The 12,001-nt window shown below is 63.8% G+C and carries 9 protein-coding genes and 1 tRNA gene; 5 read left to right on the forward strand and 5 right to left on the reverse strand.

Features of this window, described 5'->3' with window-relative positions; translation table 11 throughout:
• Positions 1-258: 258 nt before the first annotated feature.
• On the forward strand, positions 259-1,785 hold the full coding sequence (locus HGB51_RS08505) for a P-loop ATPase, Sll1717 family (protein WP_070207448.1): 1,527 nt from the start codon (positions 259-261) through the stop codon (positions 1,783-1,785).
• 577 nt (positions 1,786-2,362) lie between these two features.
• Here HGB51_RS08505 and HGB51_RS08510 read toward each other — a convergent pair.
• From HGB51_RS08510 to dtd, 5 genes are all read right to left on the reverse strand, one after another.
• Positions 2,363-3,652, reverse strand: a complete 1,290-nt coding sequence (locus HGB51_RS08510) for a hypothetical protein (protein ID WP_141739095.1) — start codon at positions 3,650-3,652, stop codon at positions 2,363-2,365.
• A gap of 164 nt (positions 3,653-3,816) precedes the next feature.
• Positions 3,817-3,892: transfer RNA gene (locus HGB51_RS08515), tRNA-Ile, on the reverse strand.
• 44 nt (positions 3,893-3,936) lie between these two features.
• A complete protein-coding gene (locus HGB51_RS08520; RefSeq protein WP_171966788.1) occupies positions 3,937-5,139 on the reverse strand; it encodes a HipA domain-containing protein in 1,203 nt (400 codons plus the stop codon).
• Between the two features lie 137 nt (positions 5,140-5,276).
• Entirely contained in the window at positions 5,277-7,127 is a 1,851-nt protein-coding gene (rpoD, locus tag HGB51_RS08525) for an RNA polymerase sigma factor RpoD (RefSeq protein WP_070207445.1), read from the reverse strand.
• Between the two features lie 90 nt (positions 7,128-7,217).
• Positions 7,218-7,658 carry a D-aminoacyl-tRNA deacylase gene (gene dtd, locus HGB51_RS08530; protein WP_070207444.1) on the reverse strand — a complete coding sequence of 147 codons (441 nt, stop codon included), beginning with the start codon at positions 7,656-7,658 and terminating at the stop codon, positions 7,218-7,220.
• A 73-nt stretch (positions 7,659-7,731) separates the two neighbouring features.
• Between dtd and HGB51_RS08535 the strand changes: the two genes are divergently transcribed.
• The 4 genes from HGB51_RS08535 to HGB51_RS08550 all read left to right on the forward strand — a co-directional run bounded on the left by HGB51_RS08535 (position 7,732) and on the right by HGB51_RS08550 (position 11,998).
• Positions 7,732-8,649 (forward strand): lauroyl acyltransferase, encoded by a 918-nt coding sequence (locus HGB51_RS08535; protein ID WP_070207443.1) that lies wholly within the window; start codon positions 7,732-7,734, stop codon positions 8,647-8,649.
• A 77-nt stretch (positions 8,650-8,726) separates the two neighbouring features.
• Positions 8,727-9,863 carry a GTP cyclohydrolase II RibA gene (gene ribA / locus HGB51_RS08540; RefSeq protein ID WP_070207442.1) on the forward strand — a complete coding sequence of 379 codons (1,137 nt, stop codon included), beginning with the start codon at positions 8,727-8,729 and terminating at the stop codon, positions 9,861-9,863.
• Positions 9,864-9,950: 87 nt separating this feature from the next.
• Positions 9,951-10,478, forward strand: a complete 528-nt coding sequence (locus HGB51_RS08545) for a PH domain-containing protein (protein ID WP_070207441.1) — start codon at positions 9,951-9,953, stop codon at positions 10,476-10,478.
• Positions 10,475-11,998 carry a PH domain-containing protein gene (locus HGB51_RS08550; protein WP_343034358.1) on the forward strand — a complete coding sequence of 508 codons (1,524 nt, stop codon included), beginning with the start codon at positions 10,475-10,477 and terminating at the stop codon, positions 11,996-11,998. The genes HGB51_RS08545 and HGB51_RS08550 overlap by 4 nt, the downstream gene beginning before the upstream one ends.
• Positions 11,999-12,001: the final 3 nt, after the last annotated feature.

A 12,001-nucleotide genomic window follows, 5' to 3' on the forward strand; every position in this document is an offset into this window, starting at 1 on the left:
AGCGCGCAGGGTTCTGCAAGGTGGGTCCCCCAAAGCGGAGGGCCACCAGCGTTAACAGGGACGCCACGGGGCGCTACCGCAGTGGTGCACAAATGGGGGGGGGGCCGAAGAGCGCAGGCAGGGCGGAGAGAAGACTGAGCGGGCGAGGTCCGGACAGGCGACGCACGTCCGTATTTTCGCATATTCGCGCAGCATGCGATTGTGCAGGCCTGAGGACATCGGTCAGAATGCGCATCTCTAAGGAACGGGGATGGCGAGATGGGAATTCTGGAATGGGTACAGTTCGGCAAGGTATCGGCGGAGAGAGATGAAAACCTGTCTTCGTACTTCTATGACAACGGCGCCCTCACTGGGGCAATAAGCAATTCCACGGCGTTCTTGGTCCTCGGTCGCAAAGGCGCAGGAAAAACGGCTCTGTTCAAGCACTTGAACTCAAACAAGGCCGACTTCCTTCAGGACGACGACATCCTCCTGTCGCAATCTTTCGAAGACTATAACTGGAATATCCACGCAGTCTTGGCCGACGAGACCAAAGCTGCCTCGATGGTCTACAAGCAGTCCTGGAAGTTCGTGATCTACGCCGAGTCGGTGCAGTCAATTGCCAAGCACTACGCCGATAAAGGAGAGAAGGCTCCTAAGGATATCGCGGCTGCGGCGAGGCTCCTTGAAAGGCTGTTTGATACACCAGCACCCTCGGTCATGCAGTTGATAGGACGCAAGATGCTTCAGCTATCAAAGCTGAAGCTGCCATCTGCCGGCGTTGATGTAACGGCTGGTGAGATAGGTGACCTCAGCGCGGATGCAGGTGAGATAACGTTTGACAACGTTAGAGATGACTCTTCCCTTCGGCACCGGCTTACGGAGAACGTTGCGAACATCACTGATCTTCTTGAGAAGGCACTCAAAGCCGATACAAGTTGGCCAAGAACATTCGTCTGTTTTGATCGCGTCGATGAGGCTTGGGACAGCTCTTCGATTAGTTCTTCGATGCCTGTCGTGGCTGGCTTGGTCGCTGCCGCAGAATCGATTAACGCGGATTTCGGTGGCAGGTTACGGCCACTGGTGTTTCTGAGAGAGGATATCTTTGAGACATTGAGCATCAATGATCTCAATAAGTTGAGGTCGGATTGCGGAGCGCTTCTGCACTGGAGCAAGGAGGGACTTAGCGCAATGATCCTACGACGGATTAATTTCTTCGCAGCGGCCAAAGGTGTTGCATCCGTCGCGTCACTGGATTCGCTGTTCGATAAGAGTGAAATGCGCCAGCGGCAGAAGCCCTTCGCATACATTCTTCGGCGAACCATGATGAGGCCCCGCGACCTTATTGCCATTCTGTCGAAGACTGCCGAGGTAATGAAGGAGAAGGAGAACGACCCCTTCGCGGACGAAGCTAGGAGCTTTGAAAAGCTCGAGTGCGAGAGCGTGTACGACGCCGAGCCGGGATACTCCGAGTGGCTCAAGAATGAGATCCTCGATGAGTGGCGCGTTCAAAAGCCAATCATCGATAAGCTATTCCAGGGAATCCAGAACATCGGATCAACAAATATTACCAAGGAAAAATTCTTCGAAAGCGTACAGCTTCTTGAGCCGTCTACGGATGAGGGAGCGATCGTTGGTCACTTGAAGTTCCTGTTCGACAACTCCATCATCGGCTTCAAGTTGGGCGACTCAACGCAGTGGCGATTCAAGTGCTTCTACCCTTCTCAAGGCTTTGTCGAGTCTGATGAGTATCGGGTACACGATGGACTGGTGCGGGTGCTCAACCTCAGAGAGCCTAGGTCTTAACGCGACGAGATCGCTTCGCCCTCCCGAGCCTCCACATTCGACTAGGGCGGCTCGATCGTTCGCACCCCAAGCCTGTCTGAGGGCGGGCTTGGGATCCCGCGTGGGCCGAGATCTGCACGCTGAATGATGCTCACAGCCTGCAGGAAGGCGCCCTCGGGGAGCGAAGCAAAGGTTGCCCCGACTCGGTAACGAATGGCATGAAGCTATGATGGCCGCCTAGGGAAAACCACCCGCGCCGCAGCGCTGTATAGAATCGGAAGGGGCGAAGCTTCGCTGTACCCATTCGGCCGGATAGCCGCATGCTGCCAGTGAAGCGGACCGACAACCTAATGGCAAACTCAACCTTGGAGAGCTTCTGACAGCGCTTCATCACGACGGGATTGTGCGAGGGTGTCATCGAAAAGCGGGGCCGCTTTTCGCTTCATGGCCAGAAGCATCCTTAGCATTGCCGACAATGCAGGCAATCGCGTCGACAAGCGTGATGCAGCCGGGCATCAGTCGCATGTAAAGGCGTATCGCCACGACCACCAAACTCGGCGGTTGGCCCGCCCCGAAAGCGGCAGCCAATGAACGAACTTCAAGCACTACCTTTGGTCGCAAAGCAACACGTAGCCTCAAGCCAGTCTTTCGGAAATTCTTCATACGGGGCATCGTAAAGATCAGCGAGTGCGTGTGCGCTCTCCTTCCACAACGATACCTGCGCACTTATCCACCATTCGAGCGACTGAAATTCACAAGCAACTCGACCGAAACTCTGCTCACTGACGCGAAACACACTCTGGCCTGGCTCACCTTCTTTCACTGCTATTTGGAACGACCAAGTTCCGTCCATCAAGGCCCAAGCTGTCAAACGCTGCTCGGCCAGCGAACGCTTGATCACCAATGCGTCAATGATGACGGCGACATGGATCGACCTATGGATGGAAGGAACAAGATTGGAAGGCTCAAACGACAGGGTGAATGGGTACGCGGGCAACCACGACTCATCAGGGCTAAGAACATAAATAACCGTGCCATGCCCGGCTACTCTCCCGATTAGCGCATCGACTCTCGACAGATCTTCTGCGAATTGATCGTTAAATGCCACGTAGGTTAGCCCTACCTCTGGATGCCGAACCGCGCAGCCGCCGGCCAAGGCGTCGCGCATGCATTCATTCATTGATGCCGAATGCTCTATCTGGCTTGGCGTGATTTCGACTCGCCGAACGTACCGCATCCCGCGAAAGGAATGCGCGCAGTCATCCTTTAAAAACTGAGCAATTTCCTGCATACCAGAGATTTGCCGTTCCATTCGAGCGTTCGAATTTTCTGACGATTTCATCTCGACGATTAGGGGCTCCTGACCGGCGAGCGCGCATAGATCGCCGTGCCTTATTACGTTTGTAATATCGGAAAGGACGACTGGCACGCTCATATCGATCCCCTTCCTCAAGAGCTTGTACTCTTTGCGGAAGCCAGTCTTACCCGAGATGAACCCCGGCCCTTGCTTAGGCCTGTAATCGCTGTCGTAGAACAGATGCTTGAGTGAGTACTTCGACTGATATATGAAGGGAATTCCATCGCCAAGACAGCGCCACAGAAAAATCCTGTGGTGCAGGAATTTAATCCTCTCATCAATTGCGATGATCAGGTCCTTGACCGCCCTGGCTTTCTCTTTGCTCACTCGGTTACGCGACAGATATCTTTTGCAGCGCGCTCGCGCTTTCCGCAAGCGCGGCACACGCTTCTCACATTGGGCAATGCTCCGGATGAGGTAGCGTTGTAGAGCAAGGACCAAGTCCAATCGGCCGCTGTCACGTTTAACCGACCAAAGAAGCTCGGCTGCCTCCGCGTAGTCACCGCGCGCTTGCCGCTGACGGCTGCTCATTCCCAGCTTGCTCCCTTCCCTAGTCTCCCACTTGTAGGCAGTGTCCACTGCAAATCAACAAGCTGCAAACCCGTGGAGGCATGCGGTCGCATCGCAAATTTTCCGGAAAATTTTACGGCGCTGCGAAGAGATGCCCGGCAAACCGGCTAAGTGCCTGATTTGATTGGTGGGCCCAGAAGGATTCGAACCTTCAACCAAAGGATTATGAGTCCTCTGCTCTAACCGTTGAGCTATAGGCCCTGCGCGGGTGCACAGTGTAGTGGACGCCTGCGGGGCCTTGCCACTCATGAAGAAGCCTGCACGATCGCCGCCGCCCGCCAGGCATTCCGCTTGGCCATGGCGCGCAGGGCCTTCGAGCGCAGCAGGCCGGAAGCCGCCACCCGGTTCCAGTAGTCCATTGCCAGCGGGGCGGCCCAGCGGAGAGGGTCGCAGCTGCCTCTAAAGGCAGGCGAGATGGGCGCGATCGGTGCGAGCGCAGGCAGCGCGCCGCTACGGCACGGGGCCAGCGAGCTGGGCAGCATGTCGTACACCGGCACCAAGGGCAGCGGGCCGCAGTCGAGCAGCTGGAAGCCGAGGTTGCCTTGGTGCATGTGGTCGTTGCCGATCAGCCGCCCGAAGGCATGGAGCTGTTCCATGCGAAGGGCTGTGTCGGCCGTGATCCAGCCCAGCGCCTGCAGGTGTTCACCCGCCGCGCCCCAGTCACTAGGGGTCTCGCGGGCCAATGCTGATAGCGACATCAATGACACGAAGCCGCGGCGACCGGGGACCACGGGGGTCCGGTCGAAGCGGTCCACCTCGAGAAAGGTGTAGCCGCGACTCTGGATGAGCTGGGAGCTGCAGGCCGCCACGCCGGCGTCGCGCAGGCATTGCAGGGCGAGGTGCTCGCATACCAGCAGGTCCGCCCAGCGTTCGGCCGCCGGGCCGTCACCGGCCTTGGCGAACTTCACCAGCACGGCCCTGCGCTGTTCGTCAGCTGCGATGGTGGCGGTGAATTTGGGCTGCTCGCCGCCTGGTCCTGAGGAGATCCCTTTGCCGATTGCCAGGTTTTGGGCGCTCTCCGGGTAGGCGCGGTTGCGGTCCGCTTCGTGCACGTGGTCAGGCGAGCATTCGAGCGCAGTCAGTGCGGCGTGGAGTGCGGGCTCTCCGGGAATGATGTCGCCGACGCCGGTTCCTCCGGTTAGGGCGAGGTGGTTGAGCAGGGTCGTCGGTGAGGCGTGGTCGCCTGGCAAGCCAAGGCCCGGCTGGTGCGCGTGACGCTGGGCGTACAACCTGCCCAGGAAGCCTTGGGGCCGGAGGTCGTCGAGGTACCAGGGCAGGCCGGGGAAGGTGTCGCCGTCCGGGCATCTGGCGAGGTTGGGTCGCGTGGAGGTGAGATGCGCCCTGAAGGCGTCGCCTGGCAAGGATTCGAGATGGCCCAGGCGCTCGACGGTGGCGTCTTCTTTCAGGCGAAAGAGGGGGAAGAGTCTGTTGGGGGAAGTGGCGGCCATGTGGGCAGCGTGGGACATACGCACCGGGGCTGGAACGCAATTTGTTGCATTCGGGGGAAGGGCCCTCCTCCGCCTGACCTTGAACACAAAAAACCCCGCCGAAGCGGGGTTTTTCGATCAACGCACCAACGCTGGAATCAATCGATGTCCAGGAAGCTGCGCAGCTGTTCCGAACGGCTCGGGTGACGCAGCTTGCGCAGGGCCTTGGCTTCGATCTGGCGAATGCGCTCGCGGGTGACGTCGAACTGCTTGCCCACTTCCTCGAGGGTGTGGTCGGTGTTCATGTCGATGCCGAAGCGCATGCGCAGCACCTTGGCTTCCCTCGGGGTGAGGCCGGCCAGCACGTCGCGCACGGTTTCAGACAAGTTGATGTTGGTGGTGTTCTCGATCGGGGACTCCACGTTGGTGTCCTCGATGAAGTCGCCCAGATGGGAATCCTCGTCGTCGCCGATCGGGGTTTCCATCGAGATCGGCTCCTTGGCGATCTTCATCACCTTGCGGATCTTGTCTTCCGGCATGTCCATTTCCTTGGCCAGCTCCTCCGGCGTGGCCTCGCGGCCGTACTGCTGGAGCATCTGGCGGGAAATGCGGTTCAACTTGTTGATCGTTTCGATCATGTGCACCGGAATACGGATGGTGCGCGCCTGGTCGGCGATCGAACGGGTGATGGCCTGGCGGATCCACCAGGTCGCATACGTGGAGAACTTGTAACCGCGGCGGTACTCGAACTTGTCCACGGCCTTCATCAGGCCGATGTTGCCTTCCTGGATCAGGTCGAGGAACTGCAGGCCACGGTTGGTGTACTTCTTGGCGATGGAGATCACCAGGCGCAGGTTGGCTTCGACCATTTCCTTCTTGGCCTTGCGCGCCTTGGCTTCGCCGTAGGCCATGGCCCGGCTGATTTCCTTCAGCTCTTCCAGCTCCAGCGAGGTGCTCTTCTCGATGTCGATGGTGGACTGCTGTTCGGCAATGATCTGGTCCTTGACGTCACGCAGCGCCGACGACCACTTCTGCTTGCGCTTGAGTGCGTCTTCCACCCATTCCAGGTTGGTCTGGTTGCCTTCCCACGAACGGATGAAGTCCTTGCGCGGCATGCGGGCGGTGACCGTGGCCAGGTTCAGCACGCGGCGCTCGTGGCCCTTGATGTCGGCCATGACGTCGCGCAGCTGCTTCACCAGCACGTCGGTCAGCGGCAGCGGCAGCTTCAGGGTGACGAAGATGGCGGCCATGTCGTCGCGCAGCTTGGCCAGCGGCTTGCGGTCGGCCTTGGCGGCCGCCTTCTTGAAGGCGGCGTAGGCAGCAGCCAGCTCGCCCATGCGGCGTGCGACTTCTTCCGGGTCCGGACCGGTCGGGCCGGCTTCTTCTTCGACGTCGTCGCCGTCGTCTTCGTCTTCGTCGCCTTCTTCGTCGGCGTCGTCGCTGGTGTCTTCAGCCACGGCCGGGGCCGGGGTTTCTTCCACCAGGTCGTTGAAGCCGACGATCACTTCGGCCAGGCGCTTCTTGCCTTCCTTGTGGGCTTCGTAATCGGACAGCAGCGATTCGACCGACACCGGGAAGGTGCCGAGTGCGGCCTGGACCTGGCCCAGGCCTTCTTCGATACGCTTGGCGATGGCGATTTCGCCTTCGCGGGTCAGCAGCTCGACGGTACCCATTTCGCGCATGTACATGCGCACCGGGTCGGTGGTGCGGCCACCTTCGGTGTCGAGTGCGCTCAGCGCGGCGGCAGCTTCTTCGGCCGCGGTGTCATCGACTTCGCGGTTACCGGTGTTGCCGTCGTTGAGCAGCAGGGTTTCGGCATCGGGCGCCACTTCATGGACATCGATGCCCATGCCGTTGATCATGCCGATGATGTCTTCGATCTGCTCCGGGTCGACAATGTCGTCGGGCAGGTGGTCATTGACTTCGGCGTAGGTCAGGTAGCCCTGTTCCAGGCCCTTGCTGATCAGAAGCTTGATGTCGTTTTGCTGGGCAGGACGTTCGTTGGCCATGTAGTGCTCGCGCCACCGGCAGGGATGAGGAATAGAACCTAGCATTATACCAGCCCAGCGCCCCCTCGGGCCCGGGCGGTGGTCCCGGGGTCAGGGTCTGAGCAGGAAAGTCACTGGACCATCGTTGACCAGGCTGACAACCATATGGGCGCCGAACTGCCCGGTTTCCACCCCCGAACCATGCTTTTGACGACAGATCTCCACCAATCTGTTGAATCCACGTTCAGCCTCGGCGGGCGGCGCGGCGGTACTGAAACCCGGTCGCATCCCGCTGGAGGTGTCCGCCGCCAGGGTGAACTGGCTGACCAGCAGCAGCCCGCCCCCTGTCTCCCCCAGGGATCGGTTCATTTTTCCGCTGTCATCTGCAAACACACGGTAACCAAGCAGCCGATCGGCCATCCGGGCGATCTGGGCGTCGGTGTCGCCCGGCTCCATGCCGACCAGGGCCAGCAGGCCCGGGCCGATCTGGCCGACCACGGCCCCGTCGACGCTGACGCTGGCCTGGGTAACGCGCTGGATGAGGACAAGCATGGCAGGGGGCATTCCGCAGGAAGGGCGGCCTACCTTAGTAGTTGGGCGCGCGCACCGGCTAGACTTTGACGCGATGAAACCGCAAACCACCGCCCGCCTGGCCTACCGCGCCGCTGCCCTGTTCACCCGCCTGCCCTGGTCCTGGCTGCGCGGTTTCGCGCATGCGCTGGCCGGGCTGTGGATCGCCCTGAACGCCCGCGAGAGCCGGGTGACCCGGCGCAACCTGGAGCTGGCCTACCCGGAGCTGTCGGTCGAGCAGCGCGCGGCCCTGCACAAGGCGGTGCTGCGCTCGACCGCCCTGCAGGCGGTGGAAACCCTGCGCCTGTGGACCCGCCCGCGTGAGCAGAACCTGGCCCTGCTCACCGAGCGCCACGGCGAAGCGCTGTACGACGCGGCGCTGGCCAGCGGCAAGGGGGTGATCGTGGCCGCCCCGCACTACGGCAACTGGGAGCTGCTCAACCAGTGGCTGGCCTCGCGCGGGCCGATCGCCATCGTCTACAAGGCGCCCGATGAAGCCGTGGGCGACGAATTCCTGCAGCTGGTGCGCGGCGGCAGCAACGTGCAGCAGGTGCGCGCCGAAGGCCCGGCGGTGCGGCAGCTGTTCAAGGTGCTCAAGGACGGCGGCGCCACCGGGATCCTGCCGGACCAGCAGCCCAAGGCCGGCGACGGCGTGTTCGCGCCGTTCTTCGGGGTGGAAGCGCTGACCATGACCCTGGTCAACCGGCTGGCCGAGCGCACCGGCGCCACCGTGCTGTACGGGTGGTGCGAGCGCGTGGGCCCGGGCATGCAGTTCGCGCTGCACATCACCCCGGCCGCGCCGGCGGTGGCCGACCCGGACCCGCGTACCGCCGCCAGTGCTCTGAATGCCGGGATCGAGGCGATTGCCCGCCGCGACCCCGCCCAGTACCAGTGGACCTACAAGCGCTATACGCTGCGCCCGCCGCACAGCGACGAAGTGGACCCGTATGCCACCGAGGAACACCCGCACTAGCCGCCCCACCGACTGCGACGCTGTGTCGCGCGGCGCGCAATTGAATCGGCGCCTTCCGACCCCACTGTGAAACCACGATGTCCCCCACGGCCCCCGCCATGTCCCCAGCTGCTTCTTCCCCGTTCGGCGATCCGGCCGCGATCCGCTGCGAGCGCGCGGTGGCCGAACTGCGCGCCGGCCGCCCGGTGGTGATCGACGACAGCCATGGCCAGCGCCTGGCCTTCATCGCCCTGGACAGCAGTACCCGCAGCAGCTACACCGCCTTTGCCGAGGTCGCCGCCGGGCAGCATTACCTGTTCCTCACCGCGACCCGCGCGCGGGTGCTGGGCGTGGCCGCCGAGCAGGGCGCCCGGGTGCCGCTGGCCGGGATCGACTTCGATGCCCTGCCCTCGCTGAGCTACCTGCGCGAACCCGAGCCGATGCCGGCCGGGTGGACGGCCGGGCAGGCGCTGGACGATGGCGCGGTGGAGATCGCCCGACTCGGGCTGCTGCTGCCGGCCATGGTCGGGGTGCTGCTGGCTCCGGGCGATGACCGTTTCGACAGCTGCGCGCAGGTGTCGCTGTGCGACCTGGCCCAGGGCGCCGAGCAGGCCGCGCACGCCTACGAACTGGTGGCGCGCTCGCCGGTGCCGCTGCGTGAGGTGGGCATGACCGAATTTGCGGTCTTCCGCGGCGGGGTCGCCCAGCGCGACCAGGTCGCGATCATCGTGGGCAACCCGGACTTTGCCGGGGTGGTGCCGGTACGCGTGCACTCCTCGTGCCTGACCGGCGACCTGTTCGGCTCGCTCAAATGCGACTGCGGCGACCAGCTGCGGCGCGGCCTGCGCAAGCTCAAGGAGCTGGGCGGTGGCGTACTGCTGTACCTGGACCAGGAAGGGCGCGGCACGGGCATCGCAGCGAAGATGCGTGCCTATGGTTACCAGCATGACGGGCTGGACACGATCGACGCCGACGCGCAACTGGGCTTCGGTGCCGACGAGCGCCGCTACGGCAGCGCGGTGGCGATGCTGCAGGGCCTGGGCGTGCAGCGCGTGCAGCTGCTCAGCAACAACCCGACCAAGGCGCAGCGCCTGCGCCACGCCGGCATCGAGGTGGTGGACTGCGTGCCGGTGACCGGCGACATCACCGCCGAGAACGAACATTACCTGCGCACCAAGGCCGAGCGTGCCGGCCACCTGCTGGACGTGGACGCGCTGATCCAGGCCGCGCAATAGCGCGCGCCAACCTGCTACCGTCGTCGCGACGGGCGCAGCCGACCTGATACGGACGCCCGGCATGTTTCCTCCTGCCGAGCGCCCGCCTTGTCCGACCTGTCCCTGTCCCCGCCTCCGTTACCGTCTCCCCACCCCCTGCCCGAACAGGGCCACTGGCAGCCGTTGCCCAAGCGCGCGGCCACGTTGGCCGGCATTGCCGGCGCCATCACCGGCGCGCTCGTGATCGGCGGCGCGCTGGGCACGCTGTGGGTGGTGCTGGACATGCCGATGCGCTGGGTCGGCGCGGCGGCGATGCTGCTGCCCGGCGCGCTGATCGGTGCGGTGTTCGGCTACCGCCGGCAGCGCCGAACCTGGTGGCGGCTGGACGCGCAGGGGCTGGGCGTGCGCCGCGATCTGATGTGGCAGCTGGAAACCCGGGTACCACTGTCGCGGGTACAGCACCTGGACCTGCGCCGGGGCCCGATCGAGCGCACCGCGCAGCTGGCCACGCTGGTGGTGCACACCGCTGGCAGCCGCTTCAGTGCGGTGTCGCTGGGTGGCCTGGACCAGGCCGATGCCGAACGCCTGCGCGACACGCTGGGCCGGCAGCTGGACCAGGACGATGACGCACTGTGAGTACGCAGACGCCTGACGACGACGCGCCCGACCAGCGCCTGCACCCGTGGTCGTGGCTGTTCGTGCTGCTGATGCAGCTGCGCCAGTTCCTGCTGCCGCTGGTGGCGCTGGTGGTGTTCGGCAACCGCGGCGACCGCGACGAGATGTGGTCGAACCTGGCCGCGCTGGTGGTGATCGTGGTGCTGGTGGCGATCTCGATCCTGCAGTACCTGACTTACCACTACCGGATCGGGCGCGATGCGATCAGCGTGCGCAGCGGGGTGGTTTCACGCAACCGCCGCGAGATTCCGTTCGCGCGCATCCACAACGTGGTGGTGCACCAGAATCCGCTGCACCGCATGTTCAACGTGGCCGAGCTGCGCCTGGAGTCGGCCGGCGGCAATCGGCCCGAAGCGGAAATGCGCGTGCTGCGACTGGACCAGGCCCTGGCGCTCGAGCAGCTGGTCCGCCAGCGCGGACAGCAGCCGGTGGCCGCCGCCGAGCCCGGCGGCGAAGCGGCAACGGCACTCCCCGCTGATGACGTGCTGCTGCAGCTGGACACCGCCGACGTGGTCCGGATCGGGCTGTTGTCCGACCGCGGCTGGGTGGTGGTGCTGGCGCTGTTCGGTGCGTCCTACCAGCTGTTCCCGCGCGACACGGTCAACGACGCGATCGAGTACGGCGGCCGCCAGGCGTTCGGCTACGCCAACCACCTGCATCCGGCCACGTGGGTCTGGGTGGTCGCCGCGCTGGTGCTGGTGGTGGGCTTCTGGGTGACGCTGCGGGTGTTGTCGGTGGCGATGGCGTTGCTGCGTTACCACGGCTTCCGGTTGACCGAACACGAGCGCCGCCTGACCGTGGCCAGCGGCCTGCTCACCCGCATGCGCACCAGCGTGGCGCGGCGCAGGATCCAGGCCTGGACCCTGCGTGAGAGCGCACTGCAGCGCTGGTTCAAGCGCCGCCACCTGCGCATCGATATTGCCGCCGGGGTGTCGAACAATGGCGAACGCCGCGACCTGCGCGAGCTGGCACCGCTGGCCACGCCGCAGGCCTGCGATGCGCTGGTGCAGCACCTGCTGCCACAGCTGCAATGGCCACCACCTCAGTGGAACGCGGTGCCGCAACGGGGCTGGTGGCGGCTGTGCCTGCCGGCCCTGGTGATCGTGCCGCTGCTGGCGGCCGGTGCGGTGTGGGAAGTGGGTCCATGGGGAGCGTTGATACTGGCGTGGCTGCCATGGTCGGCGCTGCGCGCGCATCGCACGATGGCGCGCATGGGGTACCACCTGGACGCCCGCTACGTGGCGGTGCGCGGTGGCTGGTGGCAGCGCTGGTGGCGCTTTGCCGAGCTGGACAAGCTGCAGGCGCTGCGGCTGCAGCGCTCGCCGCTGGACCGTTGGCTGGGCACCAGCAGCGTCTGGCTGGATACGGCGGGGGCGCATGGCAGCGTGGGCCTGTGCCTGCGGTACCTGCCGGAGGATGAGGCGCGGGTGGTGTTTGAGCGGTTGAACGCGGCGTTTGTGAAGCGGCGCGTGGGGCGCTGATCG

Origin of the sequence: Stenotrophomonas bentonitica (genome assembly GCF_013185915.1) — a bacterium.
GTDB classification, from domain to species: Bacteria; Pseudomonadota; Gammaproteobacteria; order Xanthomonadales; family Xanthomonadaceae; genus Stenotrophomonas; species Stenotrophomonas bentonitica.